Genomic DNA, 25,689 nt, shown 5'->3' with positions numbered 1-25,689 from the left:
GGCACCTCATCATTTTTTCCTTTGTTAAGGTTACGATACAGAAAAACAGAGAAAGATTCAACTAAGAATTTTCTCTGTTTTATCATCTAGCTCTTTAATAAGTCGTATTGCGATTGATATAAATGATGATATAACGCATGTTTTGCCATTAGTTGATCATGAGATCCTTCTTCCACAATACGACCACCATCAATATAGAAAATTTTATCGCTATTTTTGATGGTAGAAAGTCGATGAGCAATAATAAACGATGTCCGTCCTTTCAGAAGTTGTTGTAATCCTTCTTGTAACAATTCTTCTGTTTTTGTATCAATACTGGAGGTAGCTTCGTCTAAAATTAAAATTTTGGGATCTGCCAGTAAAGCACGAGCAAATGAAATTAATTGGCGTTGTCCTGCCGAGAGTGTACTACCCCGCTCTTCCACAACTGTTTCATAGCCATCTTTTAAATCCTTGATAAAGTCGTGCGCACGAACAATTTTTGCGGCTTGGATAACTTCTTCCTCTGTGGCTGCTAAATTTCCGTACCGAATGTTTTCAATAATCGTTCCTGAAAAAATAAACGTATCTTGAAGCATTACCCCCATTTGTTTTCTTAACGAACGGAGTGTCACATCGCGAACATCATAACCATCAATTTTAACGGCCCCTTCATTCACATCATAAAAACGACTTAACAAATTGATGATTGTTGTTTTACCCGCACCTGTTGGCCCAACCAAGGCGATTGTTTGTCCTGGCTCAATATGAAAACTAACATCGGTCAAAATATTTTTTCCTTCTTCATAACGGAAATAAACATGCTGAAAGTCAACGGTTCCTTTAATTGTCGGCAACGCAATAGCATGCGGCGCATCTTGAATTTCTGGAACAACATCCATCGTTTCAAAAATCCTTTCCAAATAGGCAGTTGCAGTAATCAGAGAATTGTAGAAGTTACCAATATTGATGACCGGATTCCAAAAGTTATTGATATAACCGATAAAAGCAATTAGCGTCCCAGTAGTAACGGACACACCTAATTGACGGATTCCTACGAAATAGATAAAACAAGTCGTAATGACGGATATATTTTGCACTGCTGGCCATAATAAATACTGGACACGCACAGCTTTCATAAAGGATTGGCGATATTCTTCACTTACCTCGTTAAAAATTTGGAAATTTTCATCTTCTCGTGCAAAAGATTGCGTAATTTTAATTCCTGAAATACTTTCATGAATATAGGCATTTAAGTTTGATTGTTTATTGCTAAGCTCTTGGTAAGCTTTCCGTTGTTTCCCTTGGATAAATAGAACCATCACGAACAACACAGGCAATAGCAGTAAACTGTATAAGGTTAATTTCACATCAATAAATAACATGAAGATTAAGGTGATAATCACATTAAATAAATCAGAAATTAAATTGATCAATCCGTTACTTAGTAAATCACTTAACGTATTGATGTAATTGACCACCCGTATTAAGATTTTTCCATGCGGCCGACTGTCAAAATAAGAAAATGGTAATTTTTGTAGATGCTCAAAAATTGAAAAACGCATATCTTTTAAAATATCTTGTCCAATTTCTGTGATGGCATATATTCGATAACGCATACACCAACCAATAATCACCAAGGAAAATAGGAAAATAGCCCCTAGTATCAAGAGTAACGAGAGATTCTTTTGTGGAATTACTTGGTCAATCGCAATTTTAGTAAAGTAAGGGCCTAACATACTTGCCAGATTAGCTAATATGATGACAAATAATGTTTTAAAAACAGCTTTTTTGTAAGGTTTAATATAGACGCCTAATCGTTTATAGTGAGACCAATTAAATTCTTTTTCTAAAGTCTCATCCACATCAAACGTATTTCTAGCCACGCGACTCACCTTCCTTTGTCAGACCTAATTGTTTTTGATATACGTCAAAATATTTGCCTTTTTGTTCGACTAATTCGCTATGCGTACCGCTTTCCACCACACGGCCTTTTTCCATCATCAAAATTAAATTGGCCTCTCTCACAGAAGAAATTCGGTGGGCAATAATAAATGTCGTTTTCTTTTCCGTCAAACGACCTAGTTCTTTTTGAATTTTTGATTCTGTTTCCATATCAACAGCGGAAGTTGTGTCATCTAAAATTAAAATAGCTGGATCTTTGGTTAAGGCACGGGCCAGTGAAATCCGCTGTTTTTGGCCACCAGATAGGCCAACGCCGCGTTCACCAACAATTGTTGCATAACCTTCGGGCATTCTGGAAATAAAGCTATGGGCATCAGCAATTTCAGCCATCATTTGCACTTGTTCCAAGTTAGCCAATGTGTTACCAAAAGCAATGTTATCTTCTATTGTATTGGAAAAAAGAAAGACATCTTGCATAACCATGGAGATATTTTCTCGCAATTTACGAACAGAATAGCTTTTAGCATCTTTTCCATCAATATAAACAGTGCCTTTTGTTGGATCATAGAACCGAGCGATTAAGTTAACTAAAGTGGTTTTGCCTGAACCAGTTTCCCCTAAAATACCAATTGTTTCACCAGGTTTTGCTGAAAATGAAACATCCGATAAAATGGGGGTTTCTGGATCATCTGAAAAATGAAAGGACACGTGATCAAACGTCACATAGCCTTGGATCGGTTCTGCTTCTTTTTCCCGAGCAATGGGAATCTTCGGTTTCGTTGCTAATAACTGACGAATTTTAATGGACGATGCCGTAAAGCGTTGCACATCATTGATCAACCAGCCACTCATTCGCATCGGCATGTTCAACATCCAGAGAAAGCCGTTAAAGGCCACTAAATCACCAATTGTCATCCGACCTTGAATTACAAAGAGGCCACCAAGAACTAAGGCAATAACATTTAAACTACCTGCAAAACCGTCTAACCACGGTAAATATTTTTTAGAGACATCTGCAGAAGCCATATTCCATTTTTTATAGTCTTCATTGTGCTTGTTAAACTTTTCAATTTCATAAGGTTCTTGAGAAAAAGCTTTAACCACCCGATTTCCACCAATATTTTCTTCGACCATTGAATTTAACCGAGAAAAACTTTCCCGAATCTCAAAAAATACCGGATGCGATTCCTTCGACATTTTTTGTGTTAACAGAAAAATCAAAGGCGTAATTAAAATTAATGTCAGCATCAATTGCCAATTGATCGTCCCCATCACAATCACGGCTGCGATGAACCATAAAATACATTCTAAGAGGTTATAAGTGACCCAAGAAACAAAATGGCGGATAGCGTCTGTATCCCCTGTCATTCGCGCCATAATATCGCCAACACGTGTATGATTAAAGAAATCAAAATCTAATTCTTGAAGTTTGACATACATATCTTTTCTTAAGTCAAATAACGCAGATTGTCCAACCGATTCAAACAAGACTTGATAACTATAACGAACAACTGTCCGAATAACGGTCACTCCAATCATAATCCCAAGAATTGGGACAAGTTCTTCAGTTTTTCCCTGATTGATTACTTGGTCTACAATTCTGCCAGACAACAATGGAATAATAACAATTAAAATAGCGTTAATAACGACAAAAATAACAGCTAGCAGTAACTTATTCTTATTTTTTTTAGCATATTGCCAAATCCATTCAAAACTATTCATTTTCTCCCCTACTCTCTCTTGTTTTTATGGACGTGTATAAGATTACTGTTTTTTTATAGAAAAAGAAATGGGCATTCTTGTATATTTTGATGTACAATATAGTATAGAAAGCGGATACAAGTAGGAGTGATTTTTTATGAACTACACAAATAGTCGAACGTTTAATCCTGAAATTTTATATGCCTTCGATCCTTGGAACGAAGAGACCCACCCTTATAATTGTCATCATCATGAATTTCTGGAAATATCTATTCTTTTAGAAGGTGAATCTGAATATATTGTTCAAGGGCAACAGTACCATGCCACTGCTGGTACGGTGTTTCTTTTTAATCCGCGAACGGAACATGGTGAGCAACAAAAAGTAGGAACATACTCACATCAACTACACATTGGCATTTCAAATCTCTATTTAGAAGGCTTAGCGCGAAACGTATTTCCAAATAAATCAGCTTTATTAGATTTAAGTCATTTACATGGTGCTTTTTTAGAAAAAGCTTGGCAAATTGTTCATGAATTAAACCATCAAGAAGTTGAATCAGCGTTACAAATTAAAGCTTTAGTTATTGAACTATTGGTTTATATTTTAAGAAGTTTAGCAGTTGATCAAGAAAATAAAATTGAAACTCGGCTATCGAAAACGGAAAAAAGAAAACGAAATTTAGTCAATCATACGATTTATTATCTGGAAACCCACCATGACGAAGAAATTACTTTGGAACAGTTAGCTGAAATGTTATATGTTACCCCGACTTATTTGTCGAAAACCTTTAAAGCGGCCACAGGCGTTGGGCCAATCAATTATTTAATTCAAATCCGCTTAAACCATGCGAAAGAATTGCTGAAAAATGATTCCTTAAGTGTCAAAGAAGTAGCAAAAACGGTTGGTTACGAAGATGCCTATCATTTTAGTAAATTATTCAAAAAATATTATGGAAAATCTCCTTCACAATTTTAAGATAAAAAAACAAGGAATCGTCGGCTTCACTGCGTCCGTTTCCTTGTTTTTGCTTTACGTTGACTCTTTTAACTGTTTCGTCATTGTATAATCGGTATGGCGTTCATTTCCCATATAAAAATCATGTTCATCTGTTTTGACGAAGCCTAATGATTGATAAAATTTTTGCGCTGGATGATTATGTTCCCAAACACCTAACCAAACCGTCTCTTTTTCTGCTTCTTCCGCTAATTCAATTGCTTTCGTAATCAAATGTTTGCCTAAGCCTAAACGCTTAAAAGATTTACGAATATAAATGCGCTCAACTTGTAACGCTTGTGGATGTTGATAGGTAATCTGAGCATCACCGTGATTTAATTTCACATAACCTGCAAGTTCATTATTATAAAAAGCAAAGAAATATTGCGAATCTTTATGTAAGATTTCGCTTTCTAAAACTGCTGGACTAAATTTCCTCTCATAATGTGCCTGTAAATCCTCTTCGTTTTCGCCATCTCCATAAGTATCTGCAAAAGTCTCTTGGCAAATGGCCTCTAATTCTGGTACGTCTGCGACGGTACACTCTCTAATAAATACTGACATACTAAAACTCCTTTGTAGATTAAATCAACTGTTTAATTAAAATTAAACAAGGATTCCAAGCGTCCCATAATGTCGGAAAAACCTCAAGGCGCTTAAAACCCAATGATTCGTAAAAACGAATAGTATGATCGTACACGGAATAATTTCCTTCGTCAACTGTTTTGACTTGAATAAAAAAATAGTTATTGATAGAATACGTTTCCACGCTTTCTATCAATAACTTGCCGATACCTTTGCGATGATACCGCTTTTTAACTGCCATACAATGGATTTCTACTGTATCTTTACTTGTTTCTGAAAGTGTTATAAAACCGAGTATTTTATTCTCTACATCCTTTGCCACCCACATAGGTAAAGTGCTAGCTATATCGATATACTTGCGGGTCTCTTTTTCAAGGCCAAACCATTCTGGAAGATTAAACAATACTTCTTGTGCTGCCTGAGTCTTTTTATCTGCATTTTTTTCCCTTATAATTGTAAATTCTTTCAATTCACAACCTCCTTTTTGTTTACATAACAAAATTATTGTATACTCAATCCTTTTTATTAAATAATAGCATAGGTAGTTTAAAAATGTAAGTTAGTCATTTATTCTTTATTATTTCCTTAAAACGACGCCTTTTCTCGCTAAATCTGCCCTTCCTTTGTTTTTTTCTGTTAAACTAAACGTATTAAGTCTATGAGGAGCGTGCGTATATGGATTATCTGAACACCTATAAACGGTTGCTAGCATTGGCGGATGCAGGTCTTTTTTACGGGAAAGATGCTTTTGATCAAGAACGTTACCAAGAACTACGAGAACTTACGTTACAACTTATTAGCGCAACCGGACCCGAAGCGACTGTTTTGCCCGACTTAGAAAAAATCTTAACTAAAGAAGAAGGTTATCCAACACCGAAAGTAGATGTTCGCGGTTTAATAAAAAAAGAGAATCGTTTTTTATTAGTTGAAGATTTACGGACCAAAGAATGGTCATTACCTGGTGGCTATGCCGAAATTGGCTGCTCCCCTAAAGAAAATATTGAAAAAGAAGTATTGGAAGAAACTGGCTTAGTTGTTACAGCAAAAGAATTGCTTGCTGTTTATGATACAGATAAACGAAAAGACATTCCTCAACTATTTCAGTACTATAAAATGATCTTTTCTTGTGAGATTTTAGAAAATCATCCCTTTGAAAAAAACATTGAAACCTCGAATTGTGCTTATTTTTCTTTAGATAATCTCCCCCCTCTTTCTATCAAACGAACAACGAAAGAGCAATTAATGGCATTAATGAACCAAACAACTGGAGCGCTTAGTGACTAACAAAAAGGATGAAGAACTTCTGTTCTTCATCCTTTTTCTATTATTAATTACATATTTTCTAAAGCGGCTTGGGCTAATAAGTTTAAGTAGTTCCAAGGGCGATCAAAATGTGGTTGGAAGAAGAAATCAGAAATCGCTAAATCTTCGACAGTCATTTTATTTTGGACCGCTAATGATAAAGTATTGGCAGATTGTGTGATATCATATTTAGACATCAATTGACCACCAACAATGCGTTGTGTTCCTTTTTCATAGACTAATTCCATCAGAACTTTTTCAGTTGTTGGCATAAACTCTGGACGATAGTTATCTTCGAAAACAGTTGCTTCGACATCTAGTCCGTTTAATTTGGCACTTTCTTTTGTCACACCTGTTGAACCAATTTTCCAACCGAATAAATATAAGCCAGAAGTTCCCTGTGTGCCACGATAAGCCAATTTTTGTTCAGTCAAATTACGACCTACTAGCATACCTTGACGAACAGCATTCGTTGCTAATGGGATATAATTTTTTGTTTGACTTGGGTTGTAGTGAACAACTGCACTATCACCCGCAGCAAAAATATCAGGATTGCTTGTTTGCATATACTCATTGACTTCAATTGCACCATTTGGTAACATGTCAACTTTATCTTTTAATAATTCTGTATTTGGACGGAAACCAACACACATAATCACCATATCTGCTTCGAATTCTTGACTTGGTGTAATGACTTTTGCTACTTTTCCTTGCTCATCTGCTACGAATTGTTGGACATTTTCACCTAAAGCTAAATTAACGCCACGATCAACTAATTCTTTTTCTAGAACATCTGTGAATGGCTTATCTAAATATTTATTTAAAATGCGGTCTAACCCGTCAACTAAAGTGACTTCTTTACCAGATTCTACAAAAGCTTCTACTAATTCAATACCAATATAACCGCCACCAACGACAACGACACGTTTGGCATCTTTCGCTTTTTCGATGATCACGTTGGCTTGTGAATAGTTTTTACATAATAAAATATTTTCAGCATCAATTCCTGGAATTGGTGGAATAATTGGCCAAGAACCAGTTGTCATCACTAATTTATCATAAGAAACGGTCTCAGTTGCGCCCGTTTGTAAGTTTTTCGCTGTAACAGTTTTGTCGTCCACGTTGATTTCTTCAACATTGTGTTCCATCTTCACTGTTGCTCCTAAAGAAGCCAGTTCTTCTGGATTTGAATAAAATAAATCAGCAGCATTTTTAACTACGCCTCCAACGTACAAGGCAATTCCGCAAGATAGGAAGGAAATATTGTCATTTCTTTCATATACAGTGACTTCCGCCTCCGGGTGATTTGCTAAAATACTTTTAACTGCTGAAGTTCCAGCATGGGTACATCCTACGACTACGACTTTCATGTTGTAAATCCCTTCTTTCACAATCTTTGTTTTGCAGAGGTGACGTCTCCCTCTGTCTGTTTAAAATATATCAGAGGAATCAAGCTTATTCGAGTTCTATGCTTGTGAATCGCATATAAAAAAATTCACAAACTGTTGTTAATTCTTAATAATAGCTAGTTAATTTTTTGTTTTTAAGAATTTAAAAGTCAATAACCACACAAAAAAACAAGCATAAGAGTGAAAACTCTTACGCTTGTGAAATTTGCCTAGACAAGTGACTTATCTTTTGATAAATTTTTAACAGTATGTAATTTTTTACACATTCTCCTGTTGTGCTTGTTGGCAATCTGGACATAATCCATATAATTCTAAACGATGTTCATTAATTTCGAAGCCTGTTAATTTACTAGCGGCCATTTCAACGTCCTCTAACCCTGGATAATGAAAATCAACGATTTTACCACATTTTTGACAAATCACGTGATAATGTTTCTTCGAACTAAAATCAAAACGACTAGATGCATCGCCATAACTCATTTCTTGAACGAAACCGATTTCAGTAAATAAACGTAGATTGTTGTAAACCGTTGCTACACTCATATTTGGAAAATGATCTTCTAGTGCGCGATAAATTTCATCAGCTGTTGGGTGTGTATGATTTTCGATTAAATATTCCAAGATAGCATAACGTTGCGGAGTAATTCGGATATTGGCTTCTTTTAATTCAGCAAGTGCATTTTTAACCAATACGTTGTCCATCTTTGTATCCCTCCCCTGTCTATCTCTCTTAAATAATACTATTTCTTATTACGATTGACAAGAATTATTGTAGGATTCTCGTGGAAAAAACGAGCATTTTACTAAACTAAGAGAAATGCTCGTTTTTTGGCGTGTTTTTTATTCTGGAAATTCGTAAAGAGCTGTCGAAAGATAACGTTCACCGTTATCTGGAACCAGCGCTAAGACACGTTTGCCTGCGCCTAATTCAACTGCCAAATCAATGGCCGCTTTAATTGCTGCCCCTGCTGAAATCCCCACAAGGATGCCTTCTTTTGGCCCCATTAAACGAGCAGTTTCTAATGCGTCTTCACTAGAAACAGCGGCAACTTTTTGATAAACGGTGGTGTCTAAAACTTCTGGGACAAAACCAGCGCCTATTCCTTGGATTTTATGTGGACCTGGTTCGCCACCTTCTAAAACAGGCGACTCCGTTGGTTCTACTGCAACAATTTCAATGTCTGGAAAAATCCGTTTCAATTCATGGCCAACTCCTGTAACGGTTCCTCCAGTGCCAACACCAGAAACAAACGCATCTAAGCCACGTTTACCAAAGACATCAACAATTTCTTTTCCTGTTTTTTGTTCATGTACCATTGGATTAGCTGGATTATTAAATTGCAAAGGCATGAAGTACCCGTGTTCTTCTGCTAATGCTGTAGCTTTTGCAATTGCCCCTTTCATTCCTTCGGCACCAGGGGTTAATAATAGATCAGCCCCATATGCTTGCATTAATTTGCGGCGTTCAATACTCATAGTATCTGGCATCACAATCTTAACTGGATATCCCAACGCAGCACCTACCATTGCTAACCCAATGCCTGTATTACCACTAGTCGGCTCAATAATCGTTTGTCCAGGTTTTAGGCGACCATCTGCTTCGGCTTGTTGGATCATGCTTAAAGCAATTCGATCTTTCACACTGCCACCAGGATTAAAGAACTCTAGTTTAACAAAAACATCTGCAGCTCCTTCTGGTACCATCCGTTTTAATTTCACAACTGGGCTTTGACCAATTAACTCTGTTACTGATTTTACATAACCTTTAGTCATAATCCTACATCCTCCAATTTTACAAACAATATAATAATTCTTTCTCTAAGCATAGCTCAAAAAAACGATTTCTACCAGAAAAACGAATTTTAGTTTGTGAAAAATTAAATAAAAAAACGGATTATGCTCATCAAATAATTGCTGCTAGCCCTACCTATTTTCACGATAAAAGACCTTACAAAAACTGCCGCTTTTGTAAGGTCCTTCTTCAACTAAATAATTGCAAAATTAACCGATTTGGATGGTTTGACCCACCGATAAAACAGAATCCAATGTTAATCCATTTAGTGACATTAAATTATCAACTGTCGTTCCAAAACGTGCAGCAATGTCCCACAATGTGTCGCCGTTTGCGACAGTGTAACTTTGACTAGCTACAGTTTCTGCTGTTGCTGTTGCAGAAGCCGCTGTATCGATTGTTGTATCAACGGTTCCCGTTGTATCTGAATAACTAGTGGTTTGAGCGACTGGTGCTCCCCAATCATATTGAGTTAAATTATATGCTTCAATTAACCAATTCAATTTTTCGGCATAGCCTGGATCAGTTGCATAACTTCCAGCTAAAGCGGCTGTTGCATCGCGATAACTGCTAGTATTACTCTTCCAAACGCCTGAATAATGGTATGTATCCCCAAAAGCAGTGGAACGAATAACATTGGCATGATCTTGGAACGATTCCGCATAAGAATTATAACTTCTAAACGCTGCTGTGACGGTCACCCATTGTCCGTCTAAATATTCTTTTGTTGGCATATAAACAGATTGTCCATTATAACTTCCTTTTACACCAAACAAGTTATAGTTCGGTGCAGATGCTAACCCAGAACTACCATAACTACTTTCTAGCAACGCTTGAGCAATCATGACGGAAGCATACATATCATTGCTATTGGCAACGGCTGCTGCTGAATTTCCGATTTCATTAATAAATGCTTGCTGGCTTGATTCTGCTTGGGCAGGTACCGCAGCACCAACCACAGGTGCTAAAATCATTGAAGTCCCCGCAACGGCGGTAGCACGTTTATAAGCTTTTTGCTTTTTAAGAGCTTTTTGAATATGTTTACTACTTCTTGTTAACTGTTCGCTCATTCATTTTTCCTCCTCACTGTCTCACTTTTCTATTTTACCGTTAATTTCCTATTGAAACAAGAAATAAACGTATTAAATTTTGAGTTTTAAAATTTCTGTAATGTAATTGAAATCTTGTTTGTATTTAATTAACCCTCTTCACACTTGTGAAAACAACCACTTCTTCTTTTCATTTTGATGAGATTTTTGTTATTTATCCTCTTACTTTTCTTTATTTATTGTGATAAACTTTTTAATGGACTTGTCACTTTTTGAACAAACTTTATAAGAGAAGTCTGTTTTTGTAGTCAAAACAACTATTGCCGAGTAGTTGTTGTATTACAAAATGAATTACATAGAAATGTAGGTGGTTAGATGAAGAAACAACAATCGGGTTTAACAAATCAAGTGACGTTTTTATTAGCGTTAACTTGCGGGGTCGTGGTCGCCAATATGTATTATATTCAACCAATTGGCACCCAAATTGCTCAGGCCTTTCAAGTCAGTATTGGTTCTATTGGTTTTGTTACTATGCTGACCCAATTAGGGTATGCGCTAGGCTTACTTTTTCTTGTTCCATTAGGCGATGTCGTTGATCGCCGCAAATTAATCATTCGAGTAGCTGCGCTCTCCTCGCTGTCTCTAAGTGCTGCGTTTTTTGCACCAAGTTTTCTCCTGTTTGCACTCTCTTCTTTTTTTATTGGGTTGCTCTCTATTGTCGCCCAAATTATTATTCCTTATGCAGCGGTCATGGCGGGGCCAGCGAACCGTGGTAAAGTAACAGGTCGAATGCTGGGCGGACTATTGACAGGGATTTTATTGTCTCGAACGATCTCGGGTTTCATTGCTAGTGCAGCTTCTTGGCGAACAGTCTACTTAATCGCCGTAATATTCGTGTTAGCATTGGTCGTTCTACTCCAATTAAAATTGCCCAAAACAGTGATACATACTCAAACTTCAAATCGATTAACTTATTTAGGTTCTTTGAAAAGTCTTCCTAAGCTAATCAAATCGCAACCTTTGTTAAGAGAAGCAACTGTCAATGGCTTTTTTATGTTTGCAACCTTTTCAATCTTTTGGTCTACATTAATTTTCTTTGTTAGTAGTCCAGCTTATTATTGGGGACCGAAAGAAGTCGGTATTTTAGCAATTTTTGGGTTGTCAGGGGCTTTTGTAGCACCCATCATTGGTCGTCTATCCGATTATTATCCAGAACGGAAGATTGTTTTGATTGGCCTGTTGATGCAGTTCGGTAGTTTTATCTTACTTTTTCTAGGTGGAACACATGTGGTCTTACTAATCTTAGCAATTATTGTTTTAGATATCGGTACTCAATTTGGGCAAGTAGCCAATCAAACACGCGTCCAAAATTTGGGAGAAGAAGCCAGTAATCGTAACAATACCGTCTTTATGTTTTTCTATTTCATCGGTGGTTCACTGGGTTCATTGATTGGTACATTAATGTGGCAAAACTATGGTTGGTCTGGTGTTACTTTAACTGGTATTGGGTTCCAATTGTTCGCATTATTTTTTCACTTTATGCTTTTTGCTCCCAAAAAGAAATGAAGCAAAAAAACCTGAATGCTATCACAAGCATTCAGGTTTTTTAATGTTTATTTATAGTGATTTATAGGTATTAACCACATTTTCAGGAGTAAAGCCGAATTTTTCAAGAACTAGACCGCCAGGTGCAGAAGCGCCGAAGTGATCAATTGTAATTGTTTTGCCTTCCGTTCCTACATAGCGTTCCCAACCAAAGCTTGCTGCAGCTTCAATCGCCACACGTTTTGTCACAGCTTTAGGTAACACACTTTCTTTATATTCAGCAGATTGTTTTTCAAACAAATCAAAACTTGGCATTGACACGACAGATACATCGATGCCTTCTTCCGCTAATTTAGCTTGTGCTTCCACTGCTAGATTTACTTCAGAACCAGTCGCAATTAAAATCCCTGCTGGTTGTTCACCTTTTTGTGGTGACAATACATAAGCACCTTTTTGAACAGAATCAGAAGCGTGTTCTAACGTTCCTTCTAAAACAGGTAAGTTTTGACGACTTAGAACTAAAATAGTTGGAGTTTCCGTAGAAGTCATAGCAATTTTCCAAGCAGCAACAGTTTCATTGCCGTCTGCTGGACGAATCACATGAACATTTGGAATGCAACGAACACTTGCTAATTGTTCAATTGGTTCGTGTGTTGGCCCATCTTCACCCACCGCAACAGAGTCATGCGTTAAGACGTAAGTTACAGGAACTTTTTGTAAAGCGGCTAAACGGATTGCTGGACGTAAGTAGTCAGTAAAGACGAAGAATGTCCCGCCATAAACATGGCTACCACCGTGTAATTGAATCCCGTTCATTGCTGCAGCCATTGCAAATTCGCGAACACCAAACCAAATATTACGGCCTTCGTATTGACCAGGTTCGAAATCTTTTTCTGCAGCAACCATTGTATTATTTGAGGCAGATAAATCGGCTGAACCGCCCCAGAAACTTGGAACAACTTTTGAAATAGCTTGAATCGTTTCTTTACTTGTTACACGACTTGCAGCACTTGTTCCTAGTTCATATTTAGGTAATTCTTGTTCCCAACCTTCAGGTAATTGGTTGGCAAAAGCTTCTTTAAATTGTTTGGCTAATTCTGGATGCGCATGTTCATAGTTCTTAAACATCTCATTCCAAGCCTCTTCAGCTTTTTGGCCTTCGTCAATCATCGTTTCTTTAAAACGAGCAGCGACTTCCTCTGGCACAGTAAAGTCAGGATATTCCCAACCATAAACAGCTTTAGCCGCTGTAATGCCCTCTTCGCCAATTGGCGCGCCGTGAACGGAAGAAGTTCCTTCTTTTGGTGCTCCGTAACCAATGACTGTTTTAACTTCAATCAATGTTGGTTTATCCGTTTCAGCTTTAGCCGCTTCAATCGCAGCCTCTATTTCATCTAAATCATTGCCATCTTTAACTAAAATATGTTGCCATCCGTATGCTTCATAACGAGCCCCAACATTTTCAGTAAAGGCTTTAGAAGTTGGTCCATCTAATGAGATGTCATTTGAATCGTACAAGACAATTAATTTACCTAATTTCATATGACCAGCCATTGAACTTGCTTCTTGAGAAACACCTTCCATTAAATCGCCATCACCACAAATTGCGTACGTATAATGATCCATAATAGGGAAACTATCACGATTATAAGTTGCAGCTAAATGCGCTTCAGCCATTGCCATACCAACAGCCATAGCAATCCCTTGTCCTAGAGGTCCTGTTGTTGCTTCAACACCATCTGTGTGGTGCACTTCTGGATGCCCTGGTGTTTTACTATCCCATTGACGGAAATTTTTCAAATCGTCAATTGTTACGTTGTATCCTGATAGATGTAATAAGCTGTACAACATTGCAGAGCCGTGGCCTGCTGAAAGTACAAAACGATCACGATCAACCCAGTTTCTAGAAGTTGTTGGGTTCACCTTTAAATGTTTTGTCCAAAGTGCATACGCCATTGGGGCAGCACCCATTGGTAAACCAGGATGTCCTGAGTTCGCTTTTTGTACGGCTTCAATACTTAATGTCCGGATTGTATTAACGCCCAATTGATCTGTCTTGTCAAACAAAAAAATCATCTCCTAATTTAGGTTTTTTTTACCTTTATTCATAGTGTAGCTTATTTCGACAATGAAAGCAATTACTTTCTGTTGTGAAGTCCTTTTTCACGCTGAATTTTTTTTAGTTTTTCAGGAGTCACATCGGTCCCTTCTTGATCCACGACCTTCATTCCTTCGATATGGTGACGCATCCCTCCACGAAATGCTTCTAAATACTCTTTACGTAATTCTTGTTGTTCGACTTTTTCTTTCGCACTAAGTTCTTCCACTTTTGCTTTATTCGCTAATTCATTTATACGGGCAATTTTTTCTTTCGATAACATCAAAATCCCTCCTTACTCTCACTGTCTATATTATAAGAACTGCCTTAAAAAAACAACTATATTCTGATATTTATAAAACCCGAACGCTTGTTTGATTTCGTTCGCATTTTATGGTACACTAATTTTATCAATTGAAAGAAGGTGCGGGTTTTGGCGAAACGTACAGAAACAAGACAATTAGAAGTACTTAAATATATATACGAACAAGTCGAATTAAAGGGTTATCCGCCAACCGTTCGCGAAATTGGGAAGGCTGTTGATTTATCCTCAACTTCTACCGTTCACGGACATTTAGCTCGTCTTGAAAAAAAGGGTCTAATCTTACGTGACCCAACAAAACCGCGAGCAATCGAATTAACACCAGAAGGCTTGGAAAAGATCGGAATTCAACCGACAACTATTCCGATGTTAGGTGTCGTAACTGCTGGTGAACCAATTTTAGCGGTGGAAGAAGCATCAGATTTCTTCCCGTTACCTCCTGATTTACGTACAGAAGAAAATGCTTTATTTATGTTGACGATTCGAGGAGAAAGTATGATTAACGCAGGTATTCTAGATGGCGACCAAGTGATTGTTCGTAAGCAATCGAATGCCAATAATGGCGACATCGTAATCGCAATGACCGATGAAGATGAAGCAACCTGTAAACGATTCTTCCGAGAAGTAGATCATATCCGCTTGCAGCCTGAAAATGATGCATTAGCGCCTATTCTTTTAGATAACGTTACAATTTTAGGTAAAGTTGTTGGTTTATATCGCAATCATATTTAATAAAAAAAGGAAGTCACTCCGTTGAGCGGCTTCCTTTTTTGCTTGTTAACAAGTGAATAGCCTTTTGAGCTTCCTCGATAACCTCTTCTTCAGTTTCTACAGAAAGTAGATAATTTAAAGCTTCTAAACTTTGCTCGGGTTCCCTTTTTGCGAGCTGACCTAACGACCAAGCAGCTGTTCCGCGAATGACAGGACGCTGATCATTTAAACAGAGAATAATTTGTGGGATAGCTTCACGGCCGCCCAAATTCGCTAACGCAATTAAAGCATTCCGTTGCAATGGTTTTTTACCACGCCAAGAGCCTGCTAAGTGTCCGAATTGCTGTTTAAATTCTTTATTGGAAATAGTTAATAACGGTCCTAATTTGGGATAAACTTCTTCAATCTTTGGTTCCATCTCTTCATGAAAATGAAAATCTTTTCCTTTATTATAAGGGCAAACCAGCTGACAAATGTCGCAACCATAAATGACGTTACGCATTTTTTTCCGATACTCTTCAGGCATCATGCCTTTTGTTTGCGTTTGATAAGACAAACATTTTTGAGCATTCATTCGACCGTCCCCTAACAAAGCCCCTGTAGGACACCCTGTGATACAACGAGTACAATCACCGCAACCATTTGGAACAGGTTCATCTGGTTCAAATTGAATGTTGGTGGTCACCTCACCTAAATATACAAAGGAACCAAATTCTTCGGTAATCAGTAGACCATTTTTACCAATGAATCCTAAACCCGCCCGCTGAGCAACAGCGGTGTCAACATATTCGCCAGTATCCACCTGCGGCCGAAAGCGCCAGTGTTCTTTTTCTGCTTCAGTGGCAGCTTGCTCTTCAATAAAAGCAATTAATTTTTGCAACCGATCCTGCAAAATGTGGTGATAATCAATGCCCCAAGAGGCTCGCGCAAATTGTCCACGCTTTTCATCTCTAGGCATTTTTTCCTGAGCTTTGGTGGGATAAGCTAAAGCAATGGAGATAATACTTTTAGGATGCTCAAACGTTTTTTCTGGGTAAATTCGTTCTTCCACATTTTGATGTTCAAACCCCGAGTTATATCCTCGCTCTCGTTGTTCATGCAGAGAATCTTCTAATTCAATAAATGGTTCAGCATGAGTAAAGCCGATTTTATCGATGCCTAAACGTTGACTCTCTTGAATAATTTTTTCTTTCAATGTCGGCATTGCTCATGCCTCCCTTCATTTTATTATTTATCGTTTCGATGATACGTTTCATAGTCATGTGCATAGAGATTTTTCTCGTCCACGACGCCGGGAACAGTGGCAACTTTTTCCCAAACAGACCAGTCGATTTCTGGAAAGAAGGTGTCGCCTTCAAACGTTTCATGAATCATCGTCCGATATAAGACATCGCATGCGGGAATCAATTCTTTAAAAACGACAGAACCTCCACCAATAACTGTCACGCCTTCATAGTTGTCAGCATACGCAAGAATTTCCTCTACGGAATGCATAACCAAAACGCCTTCAGCTTGGTAATCCGGATTACTGGTAAGAACAATCGTTGTTCGATTTGGTAACGGACGACATCCCATACCTTCGAAAGTTGCACGTCCTAAGACCAATGTATTATGAATTGTTTTTTCCTTGAAAAATTTCAAGTCGTTGGGTAAATGCCAAGGCAATTTGCCTTCTTTACCAATCACTCCTTGTTCATCTTGGGCCCAAATGGCTGCTAACATAGCTTCTCTCTCCTTTTTTATACGGCAATCGGCGCTTTAATCGTTGGATGTGGGTCATAGCCTTCTACTTTAATATCTTCCATATCAAAATCAAAAACAGAAGCCTTGTCTGGATTCAAAACGAGCGTTGGGAAAGAACGAACTTCTCGTGATAATTGTTCTTGCATTTGCTCCACATGATTTTGATATAAGTGGGCATCTCCTAGCGTGTGTACAAACTCCCCCACTTCTAAACCTGTTTCATGTGCAATCAGATGTGTCAATAAAGCATAGCTTGCAATGTTAAAAGGAACACCTAAAAAAACATCGGCACTGCGCTGATAAAGTTGACAGCTTAATTTTCCTTCATTTACATAAAATTGAAACATAGTGTGACAAGGCGGCAACGCCATTGAAGGCACATCTTCTGGATTCCAAGCAGAAACAATTAAACGGCGAGAATCAGGATTGGTTTTAATCATTTCAATCACATTAGCTAATTGATCGATAAAGCTACCATCTTTGGTTTCCCAGTGACGCCATTGCGCACCATAAATATTCCCTAATTCACCATATTTTTCTGCAAATTCTTCATCGTTTAAAATGGCGTCACAGAATTTTTGATGTTCTTCTTTGTATTGTTCTGCAAACGCTGGATCTTGTAAGACACGATGCCCAAAATCCGTCATGTCTGGTCCTTGATAATCTGCGCTTTTTACATAGCGTTCAAACGCCCATTCATCCCAAATATGATTATTTCGCTCTAACAAATAGCGAATATTCGTGTCGCCTTTTAAAAACCACAATAACTCACTTTTAATCAAGCCAAACGGTACTCGTTTGGTTGTTAGTAAGGGAAATCCTTTGGCCAAATCAAAACGCATTTGATAGCCAAATAAACTATACGTCCCAGTTCCTGTACGGTCTTCTTTAAAATGACCTTCTTCTAAAATCTTTTTTCCTAGCGCTAAGTATGCTTCTTCCATCTTATTCCCTCCGTCTCTTAATCTGCGTATTCACTCAAGTATTCCCAACGATTCATTTTTTCTTCTAACAATTGTTCCGTTGCTGTTACTGCTTCTTGCAATTCTTGTAAACGAACAAAATCATCACCCTGATGATTCATTTCTTCAGTTAATGTTTCTAATTTCGTTTCTAATTGTGTGATGTCTTCTTCAATTGTTGCCCACTCTTTTTGTTCCATATAAGTCAGCTTTGTTTTTTCTTTCTTTTCTGTCGATGCTTCTTTTACTGGTTTATTGAGCGGTTTTTCTTTGACCTTTTCTTGTTCTTTTTGGTTCGCCAAATATTCACTCATTGTGCCATAAAATGATAGGATCTGACCATTTCCTTGAAAAACTAACAATTTATCCATTGTTTTATCCAAGAAATAACGGTCATGAGAAACCGCAATTACCGCTCCTTTGAACGTTTGAATATAATCTTCTAAAATGGTCAACGTATCAATGTCCAAATCGTTGGTTGGCTCATCCAATAATAACACGTTAGGCTGACTAATTAATAATTTTAAGAGATATAACCGGCGTTTTTCTCCACCAGACAGTTTGCCAATCAGTGTGCCATGCATAAAACGAGGAAATAAAAAGCGCTCTAACATTTCAGCGACCCCAACGCTGCTTCCATCACTGCGTTTCACTTCTTCTGCTGCTTCTTGCAAATAAGCAATCATCCGTTGATTAGGATCCATTTCTTCGTTTTGCTGGGTATAATAGCCAATTCGGACGGTTTCACCGATACTATATAGGCCACTCTCTAAAGGAATGCGGCCAGCTAAAATATTTAATAACGTGGATTTGCCTGCACCGTTTTTACCAGTAATGCCAATTCGATCGTTTGCTTGAATGAGTAAATTAAAGTCTTTCAAAAGCTGTTTATGATCAATGGTATAATTTCCTTCCTTGATTTCCAGAACTTTTTTCCCTAAACGTTGCGTGGCAAAGTCTGCTTCTAAGGTGCCATTGGTTTGTACCTGATGCAAGTTTTCTTTTAAATCCTGAAACCGATCAATTCTTGCTTGTTGTTTCGTTCCTCGTGCTTGAACGCCTGCTCGCATCCATGCAAGTTCTTGTTTGAAGAGGCGTTTTCTTTTTTCTTCTTGTTCTACAGCGACACGTTCACGTTCGGCTTTTTCCATCACATACGTTTCATAGTTTCCTTTGTATTCATACAGTTTTCCAAAAGAAAGTTCGAAAATCCGATTGGTTACTCGATCTAAAAAGTAGCGGTCATGGGTCACCATTAAAACCGCGCCACGATAGTTATTTAAAAAGTTTTCCAGCCATTCAATCGTTTCATAATCCAGATGGTTCGTTGGTTCATCCAATAACAGTAAATCAGGCGCTTCAATTAAGACTTGCGCCAAGCTTACTCGTTTTAACTGTCCACCAGAAAGCTCACCTATTTTCTTTTCCAATGTGGGAATGCCTAATTTTTGTAAAATAATTTTTGCATTGGTATCTGCTGTCCAAGCATCTTGTTTATTCATGGCTTCTTCTGCTTGCGTGTAACGTCTTTGAACCCCTTCGTCTAAACCATTCTCACTTAAAGCAGCTAACGCTAATTCATAATTTTTGACCGCTTTTATGATCGGGCTGTCTCCCTGAAACACGGCTTCTGCAATCGTAATATTCTCGTCAAATGTTTGATTCTGGGAAAGGTACCCAATTTGATAATCACTTGGCTGCTGAATTGCAGCAAGATCACCATCACCGCTATCTACGCCAGCAATAATATTTAATAAACTGGTTTTCCCTGTGCCGTTAATCCCAATTAAACCAATGCGATCTTTTTCATGAATCAAAAAAGAAAGATGATCAAATAGTGTTTTTTCCCCATATGTTTTGGTTAAATCTGTTACTTTTAATTCTTTCACCGACACTACCAACTCCTTCTATTTTGGTCTTGCTTATTGTATCAAAAATTGGATTATAAAAAAAGTGCATGAGATAAAAATCATCTTGGTTTCATCTCATACACTATTACTTATTCTTTATTAAAATTTTTAACAAATCGTTTCAGCGGAACATTATTCACTTCGCCGCTAATCGAATAACTCTCTAATAAATTGACATTTTTTCGTAACTCGTTCGCTTCGATAATTGAAATGCGTTCAGATTGTTCGTAATGATCAATCATCCGTCGTTCTTCTTGGAAGCCTAATAATAGGTCTTTGACATAGTCTGTCTCCGTATGAACAATATATGAATCAATAAATTCGCCTTTTTCAAACTTATGGGCTAAATCCAAGCGTCCGTCAATGAAGAAATCAATTAAATCATCATCATAGACACCGCGCAAATTATCTAAACTCTTCAGAATAACTTGAGAATTTCTTAGAAAAACTTGGCGAATATTTTCTAGTTCTTCATTTCGTAATTCTTTTTCTTCTTCAGAAGCTTCACCACGATTGAAAAATAGCTTAGGATGTAAAAGAATTGAAATGATTTGTCGAGCAAATAATAACCAAAAGCCTACAATCGATAATAATTGTTTGGCAATCGACCGTTGCATCCGTGTAATCAAGCGTTGATACATACGATAACTTCTGACACTAATTTCTCCTTGTTTCAGACTTTCTTCTAAGCCGTCTCGTTCAATGGACACAATTAACGTCCGCAACTCTTGCACTTCTTGTTTTCGTTCCGCACTTAGCTGCTCGGTATACAATTCTTTTAAACGATCTTGATAATTTTCAATGACCGCATTCATTTCACCACGAGGATTCTCTTCATTTTGCTGTTTTAAGACATCAATGACATCACGTAATAAATCAATTTCGACTGACTCTTCATTTTCCACTTCCGTCTCTGAATCAGTTAAAAATGGTAAAACTAGAATCCCACCAATCAGAGTCACCAAAATAACACAAGCCGTAATGAATAGTAATAACGGTCGTTCTTTAAAATGCTCGCCGTTAATCGCTGTTGGCAAAATAAAGATGGTGGCTAAACTCACTGTTCCTTTAACACCGCCAAAAGTTAAAATCAGCATTTCATTCATTGCGTTTTTAACTTTTTTAAGGCCATGTTGAAGCGTGTAAACACTGAAAATGGCTAAGAAACGAATCAAAAAGACAACGGCGCTAATAATTAGAACAACCATTAGTAGGAACCAGTTTGAATATTGTTGGTCAATCCAAATTGGCGAAAACACTTGAGAAAGTTCAATTCCTAAGAATAAGAAAACTAAGGCATTTAAGGTGAACTCAATCATACTCCAAATACTTTCGCCAACATTTGACAGTTCTGCTTCAAAAAGCGAAACTTTTTTCAAACTAGACGCTTGCATAATTCCAGCAATCACAGCGGCAATAATTCCAGAAACGCCAATCAACTCTGAAATTAAATAAGCAATAAATGGCAAGAGTAATTCAATCAACAAGTAGCCTGTAACATCTTTTGCCACCGCAGTTTCAAGTAAATGAACAATTTGCTGTTTTAATAGAACTAACACGATTCCGACTACCGCTCCACCAATACTGGAAATAACCAAGGTCCCTGCCGCTTCCACCGGCGAAAATGACCCCGTTAATAAAGCCGCTAATGCAAATTGAAAGGCTGTAACGCCTGATGCATCATTAATGAGTCCTTCACCAGATAAAATGTTCATCGAACGTTCAGGAATGTCAATTCGACCTGATAACGAACCTACCGCCACCGCATCCGTTGGCCCTAAAGCCGCCCCAAAAGCGAAGCAAGCGGCTAATGGTAAAGTAGGCAAAATCATATGCAGGGTCCAGCCGACTCCGACTAAGGTAATTAACACACCAAAAAAGGCCAAGAAAAGAATCATCCCGAAATTTTTCATCATTGCTTTCAGATTGATTAGCTCCCCTTCTCTAAATAAAAGCGGTGCAATAATCATTACTAAAAACACTTCAGGCTCAAATTCAATTTCCTGCCCCATTTTAGTTAAACCAATTAGAACGCCTACAATAATTTGCACAATTGGCAGCGGAATGACGGGAACAATCCGGTTGAATATGTTTGAGAAGGTAATAGACAGTGCAAAAACAATGATTAGAAAGGTAAATTCCATCCTATCATTCCCTTCTATATTAAATTTTTATTGACTTACCGATCAAAACATTTAAGTAATTTTTTCTTTTTAAGAATAATTTTCTTTTCGACTTCTTCTAACTCAGAACTGCGTTCGCAAAGTTCCAATTGAGCGCGTCGTGCTTCTAAACGAAGAAGTTCTCCTTTAATTAATTCAATTTTTTTGTAGCGTAAGAAATTTTTCTTTTGCATACGTTCTGCAAAGTGTTGTCGTTTTTCTTCAGGGATTGCTTGATATTTCTTTTTCAAGTCAGCGACACACTTTTCAAATTCTTCACTCACCGAAACAACTTCCTTCCAAAATTTAATCTGACTAATTATAACAAATTTTACCAAAAGTACAAGCAAAATTGCTTTCTTTTTTTCAAAAGAAATTCAGACAAAACTTAACGCGGGAAAAGCTGATTTCTAGGAGCTGAACATGGTTAATCTTCATTAACAATAATATCAATTTCTGCCTCTTCATTCATCCGTGTTGAAAGAAAAAGAACCATTTCTTCTAGTGGCGCAGAAAAGCGTAAAACCACCCCTCTTCTGCCTTTTTTTAAATACCCTAAACGAATACCGTTCGGTTTTTGAACAAGGACAATCTTTTCGATATCTTTAAAGGCCGTGCCCCGATTGTCAAAAGGATGCGTAATAATACAATTCTCCGCAAAACCTCTTGCATCGTAAAGAAAACTGAAGATAATCAAAATATATAACACACTTCGAATCATTTCAATTTTATCTCCTGCCGAAAATGCATTGGCCAGAATCATTAAACTAAAAAAAGCAACTAGATATTTTGTTGTAGGATGTTTTGCAGCCGGAATTACAATACTTTTACGTACGAAGTAAAAGTAACCATACATAACGACGACAAATAAAAATAGCAATAACGTAAATCCATCGATAATCACAAACGACTCCTTTATTTCTTTTTCTTTTGAATATCTGTTAATATATCATTTATTTCTTTAATTTCTTTTTTTGATTCGTTAATCTTTTTGATAACCGCCTCACGGTTTTTTCCAGGCGGTAAGTCAATTGATTCTTGGTAGTAGTTTGCTAAAGCTTGAACTTTTTTCATTTTTTCGCTTTGCAACAAGGCTATATTTCTTTTCATTTAACCGCCTCCTCTTCCTTAGTATACATTACTTTGTAAGGAATTGCTTAATTTGCAAGATATTTTCTAATAAAAAGGAGTAATTTTACATTTTCTTATAAACAAAAAGTATTCGGCTGAGTAACAGCAGCAAACGACAAAATAATAGAATAAAAGATGAGACAGAAGTAGTTTACTTTTGTCTCATCTTTTATTATTGAGCTGAAATCGCTAAGCCAATTGCTTTTTCCCCTAGGTGGGTCCCAATAACTGGACCAAAATGACCGATTTCAATTTCTGCATTTGGGTATAGCTTTTGTAATTTTGCTTGTTCTTTTTCAGCAACGATGCGGTTATTGGCATGAATCACATACAGTTTAACTGGCGCTTCAATCCCTGCGTTTCGTTCACCAATAATCTTTTCTGCACGAGCAAAAGCTTTCTTTGTTGAACGGATTTTTTCAAATAATACAATCTTTCCATCTTCAAAAGTCAAGATAGGTTTAATCTTCAATAGCCCAGCAATCAAGGCTGCGCCATTCGTTAAGCGACCGCCACGAACTAAGTTGTTCAGATCTTCTACAATTAGATATGCATACGTATTATCACGAATTAAATCTAATTTGGCAAAAATTTCTTCTAAGCTGGCTTTTTCTTCTGTTAAATCTAAAGCAGCTTCTACCATGTGTCCCATTGGCATACTTGTAATTTTTGAGTCATATGGATACAAAGCAACGCCTGGGATTTCATCAGTAAGTCCGTGCAATGTATGAACAAAACCAGAGATTCCTGAAGAAAGATGAATGCTGATGATGGTGTCGTACCCTTGTTCAGCGATTGATTTGTAAAGCTCTAACACTTCTCCTAAAGCAGGTTGTGAAGTCGTCGGAAATTCTTTACTATTATTTAGCAATGCATAATATTCATCTGCTTCAATGTCAATGCCTTCGTTGTATATTTTTCCATCTAAAATGACTGGGATGGGAATTACAAAAAGATTCGGATGATCTTTAATGCGCTCGGGTAAATAAGCTGTACTATCTGTCACAATAGCAATTTTCATTTTGTAACCTCGTTTCACTAATTTTCCACGTTGTTTCTAATATAGCATAAAAAAGGATATTTTAAAATGCTTTCCTTATTCGTTCAGGAATTTTTCGATGGCGTCAGCATTTTTTTGTTCATCTACTTCTAAAATACTGCCTGCATAAGAGGATTCACCAAAATTCCAAGAATCTGGTACCGGAACCGATAATGACTCAACCCCTGCTTTTCCTTTAATCAGCAATGATGGTCCGTTCGTTAACATGAAACTAACAGGCACATCTGTCGACATATAGCCGACTAATTTCCCAAGTGATTCTGGGGTTCTTAATAAAGTCATTGGGTTTTTCATTTGGCTCATTACAGCTGACATAACTTGTTGTTGGCGACGAACCCGACCAAAGTCGCCTTCTTCATCCATCCTAAAGCGAGCGTATTGAAGTAAGACATGTCCATCCATGACCTGTTGCCCTTTTTCAATATCAACGCCATCTAAATTCAGTGATTTTTCTGCATCGATTTTGACACCTTTTGGAAACATAGAGTCAACAATTTTTTCAAATGATTGAAAATCTACCTTAGCATAATATTTCGTATCTAAATTAAAGTTTTGTTTTAACGTTTCACGAACCAATTCAGCACCGCCATAAGCGTATGCGGCATTAATTTTATTCGGCCCGACACCAGGAATGTCCACGAATGTATCACGCATAAATGAAATTAATTTCGGTTTTTTTGATGGTCCATTTAGTTGGAGAACCATTATTGTGTCGGCTCGTCCAGCATCTTCCCCACGTGTATCGCTGCCAAGAATTAAAATATTCTTAGCCCCATTGCTACTTTTGACACCATTAAATGTTTCTACTTTTTCTTGAGGCAACGAGTCATCATGTTCTGCTGCAGATTTTCCTTTTAAAAACATGACTGTACTATAGGCAAATAACAGAATCAATAGGATCACTAGCCATTTGAAAAAGCGTTTTGTTTTTGATTTTTTACGTTTCTTTTTTGGTTTCTTGTCTTTTTTTCCGCGGGGTGGTTGGTCAGAACCGTTGCCACCACCTGAATCTGTTTGATGTCGCCTCTCACTTCTGCGACTGTCCTCAGTATAGCTGTCTTCGTAAACTGGCTCTTGAAGGCTTTCAGCTAGTTCTTCTGGTTCTTCTTCTCTATGTTCACCCATTGATTTTCGGGGATTAAAGGTCTTTTTATGCTCTGCTGGTCTCGATTTTTCATGAATATGTTTATAACGATCTACACGACTCATCGTGTCACTCCTTTACCTCTGTGTTTTATCACCTTTCTTAGGATACCTCATTTCGCAGGAAATTCCTATTACAAATATGTAATTTAATAAAAAATGAAACTCACTTTATCTAATAAGTAA

Annotated in this window: 24 protein-coding genes; 4 read left to right on the top strand and 20 right to left on the bottom strand. The window is 37.3% G+C overall.

Annotated elements, in window-relative coordinates; genetic code table 11:
- Positions 1-86: 86 nt before the first annotated feature.
- The gene (locus IGJ41_RS06955; protein ID WP_104855737.1) at positions 87-1,865 is read right to left on the bottom strand and encodes an ABC transporter ATP-binding protein; all 1,779 of its coding nucleotides are present in this window, start codon (positions 1,863-1,865) and stop codon (positions 87-89) included.
- On the bottom strand, positions 1,858-3,606 hold the full coding sequence (locus IGJ41_RS06950) for an ABC transporter ATP-binding protein (RefSeq protein ID WP_104855738.1): 1,749 nt from the start codon (positions 3,604-3,606) through the stop codon (positions 1,858-1,860). The genes IGJ41_RS06955 and IGJ41_RS06950 overlap by 8 nt, the downstream gene beginning before the upstream one ends.
- Positions 3,607-3,742: 136 nt before the next feature.
- Here IGJ41_RS06950 and IGJ41_RS06945 point away from each other — a divergent pair, with 136 nt between their 5' ends.
- Positions 3,743-4,561: a helix-turn-helix transcriptional regulator gene (locus tag IGJ41_RS06945; protein ID WP_002369381.1), complete on the top strand. Its 819-nt coding sequence runs from the start codon at positions 3,743-3,745 to the stop codon at positions 4,559-4,561.
- Between the two features lie 54 nt (positions 4,562-4,615).
- On the opposite strand, the gene IGJ41_RS06940 is transcribed toward IGJ41_RS06945, so the two are convergent.
- Together IGJ41_RS06940 and IGJ41_RS06935 are read right to left on the bottom strand one after the other, a co-directional pair.
- Positions 4,616-5,143, bottom strand: a complete 528-nt coding sequence (locus IGJ41_RS06940; RefSeq protein ID WP_002357555.1) for a GNAT family N-acetyltransferase — start codon at positions 5,141-5,143, stop codon at positions 4,616-4,618.
- 19 nt (positions 5,144-5,162) lie between these two features.
- On the bottom strand, positions 5,163-5,663 hold the full coding sequence (locus IGJ41_RS06935; protein WP_104855741.1) for a GNAT family N-acetyltransferase: 501 nt from the start codon (positions 5,661-5,663) through the stop codon (positions 5,163-5,165).
- 176 nt (positions 5,664-5,839) lie between these two features.
- Here IGJ41_RS06935 and IGJ41_RS06930 point away from each other — a divergent pair, with 176 nt between their 5' ends.
- Positions 5,840-6,448 (top strand): NUDIX hydrolase N-terminal domain-containing protein, encoded by a 609-nt coding sequence (locus tag IGJ41_RS06930; RefSeq protein ID WP_002363964.1) that lies wholly within the window; start codon positions 5,840-5,842, stop codon positions 6,446-6,448.
- Between the two features lie 47 nt (positions 6,449-6,495).
- Here the strand turns inward: IGJ41_RS06930 and IGJ41_RS06925 are convergent, their stop codons facing one another.
- From IGJ41_RS06925 to IGJ41_RS06910, 4 genes are all read right to left on the bottom strand, one after another.
- A complete protein-coding gene (locus IGJ41_RS06925; protein ID WP_002369384.1) occupies positions 6,496-7,836 on the bottom strand; it encodes an NADH oxidase in 1,341 nt (446 codons plus the stop codon).
- A 297-nt stretch (positions 7,837-8,133) separates the two neighbouring features.
- The gene (locus tag IGJ41_RS06920) at positions 8,134-8,577 is read right to left on the bottom strand and encodes a Fur family transcriptional regulator (RefSeq protein WP_002357560.1); all 444 of its coding nucleotides are present in this window, start codon (positions 8,575-8,577) and stop codon (positions 8,134-8,136) included.
- A gap of 138 nt (positions 8,578-8,715) precedes the next feature.
- Positions 8,716-9,648, bottom strand: coding sequence for a cysteine synthase A (cysK, locus tag IGJ41_RS06915; protein ID WP_002357561.1), 933 nt, complete (start codon positions 9,646-9,648; stop codon positions 8,716-8,718).
- 228 nt (positions 9,649-9,876) lie between these two features.
- Entirely contained in the window at positions 9,877-10,737 is an 861-nt protein-coding gene (locus IGJ41_RS06910) for a glucosaminidase domain-containing protein (RefSeq protein ID WP_002357562.1), read from the bottom strand.
- 354 nt (positions 10,738-11,091) lie between these two features.
- On the opposite strand from IGJ41_RS06910, the gene IGJ41_RS06905 reads away from it, so the two are divergent.
- Positions 11,092-12,282, top strand: coding sequence for an MFS transporter (locus IGJ41_RS06905; RefSeq protein WP_002357563.1), 1,191 nt, complete (start codon positions 11,092-11,094; stop codon positions 12,280-12,282).
- Positions 12,283-12,333: 51 nt separating this feature from the next.
- Here the strand turns inward: IGJ41_RS06905 and tkt are convergent, their stop codons facing one another.
- Positions 12,334-14,328 (bottom strand): transketolase, encoded by a 1,995-nt coding sequence (tkt, locus tag IGJ41_RS06900; protein ID WP_002360299.1) that lies wholly within the window; start codon positions 14,326-14,328, stop codon positions 12,334-12,336.
- Positions 14,329-14,399: 71 nt separating this feature from the next.
- Complete coding sequence (locus IGJ41_RS06895; RefSeq protein ID WP_002382327.1) at positions 14,400-14,642, bottom strand: DUF896 family protein; 243 nt, start codon at positions 14,640-14,642, stop codon at positions 14,400-14,402.
- Positions 14,643-14,792: 150 nt separating this feature from the next.
- Between IGJ41_RS06895 and lexA the strand changes: the two genes are divergently transcribed.
- Positions 14,793-15,413, top strand: coding sequence for a transcriptional repressor LexA (lexA, locus tag IGJ41_RS06890; protein ID WP_002357566.1), 621 nt, complete (start codon positions 14,793-14,795; stop codon positions 15,411-15,413).
- A gap of 13 nt (positions 15,414-15,426) precedes the next feature.
- On the opposite strand, the gene queG is transcribed toward lexA, so the two are convergent.
- The 10 genes from queG to IGJ41_RS06840 form a co-directional block, all read right to left on the bottom strand.
- A complete protein-coding gene (gene queG / locus IGJ41_RS06885; protein WP_153853780.1) occupies positions 15,427-16,596 on the bottom strand; it encodes a tRNA epoxyqueuosine(34) reductase QueG in 1,170 nt (389 codons plus the stop codon).
- Positions 16,597-16,619: 23 nt separating this feature from the next.
- Entirely contained in the window at positions 16,620-17,114 is a 495-nt protein-coding gene (gene dfr / locus IGJ41_RS06880; RefSeq protein ID WP_002357568.1) for a trimethoprim-sensitive dihydrofolate reductase, read from the bottom strand.
- A gap of 17 nt (positions 17,115-17,131) precedes the next feature.
- Positions 17,132-18,079 carry a thymidylate synthase gene (locus IGJ41_RS06875; protein WP_002369390.1) on the bottom strand — a complete coding sequence of 316 codons (948 nt, stop codon included), beginning with the start codon at positions 18,077-18,079 and terminating at the stop codon, positions 17,132-17,134.
- Between the two features lie 17 nt (positions 18,080-18,096).
- Positions 18,097-19,986: an ABC-F family ATP-binding cassette domain-containing protein gene (locus IGJ41_RS06870; protein ID WP_173963515.1), complete on the bottom strand. Its 1,890-nt coding sequence runs from the start codon at positions 19,984-19,986 to the stop codon at positions 18,097-18,099.
- A gap of 110 nt (positions 19,987-20,096) precedes the next feature.
- Entirely contained in the window at positions 20,097-22,151 is a 2,055-nt protein-coding gene (locus IGJ41_RS06865; protein ID WP_002360309.1) for a cation:proton antiporter, read from the bottom strand.
- A 35-nt stretch (positions 22,152-22,186) separates the two neighbouring features.
- Positions 22,187-22,519 (bottom strand): ACP phosphodiesterase, encoded by a 333-nt coding sequence (locus IGJ41_RS06860; RefSeq protein WP_002357572.1) that lies wholly within the window; start codon positions 22,517-22,519, stop codon positions 22,187-22,189.
- 77 nt (positions 22,520-22,596) lie between these two features.
- Complete coding sequence (locus tag IGJ41_RS06855) at positions 22,597-23,073, bottom strand: hypothetical protein (protein WP_002398295.1); 477 nt, start codon at positions 23,071-23,073, stop codon at positions 22,597-22,599.
- Between the two features lie 11 nt (positions 23,074-23,084).
- Complete coding sequence (locus IGJ41_RS06850; RefSeq protein ID WP_002357574.1) at positions 23,085-23,279, bottom strand: hypothetical protein; 195 nt, start codon at positions 23,277-23,279, stop codon at positions 23,085-23,087.
- Between the two features lie 193 nt (positions 23,280-23,472).
- On the bottom strand, positions 23,473-24,321 hold the full coding sequence (locus IGJ41_RS06845; RefSeq protein WP_002382324.1) for a DegV family protein: 849 nt from the start codon (positions 24,319-24,321) through the stop codon (positions 23,473-23,475).
- Between the two features lie 75 nt (positions 24,322-24,396).
- On the bottom strand, positions 24,397-25,569 hold the full coding sequence (locus IGJ41_RS06840) for an LCP family protein (RefSeq protein ID WP_002365661.1): 1,173 nt from the start codon (positions 25,567-25,569) through the stop codon (positions 24,397-24,399).
- Positions 25,570-25,689 lie beyond the last annotated feature (120 nt).

The sequence above is a fragment of the Enterococcus sp. DIV1537a genome (assembly GCF_051712085.1).
Taxonomy (GTDB): domain Bacteria; phylum Bacillota; class Bacilli; order Lactobacillales; family Enterococcaceae; genus Enterococcus; species Enterococcus faecalis.
Note: the sequence above shows the minus strand (reverse complement) of the source record. Positions and strands in the feature narration are given on the sequence as shown.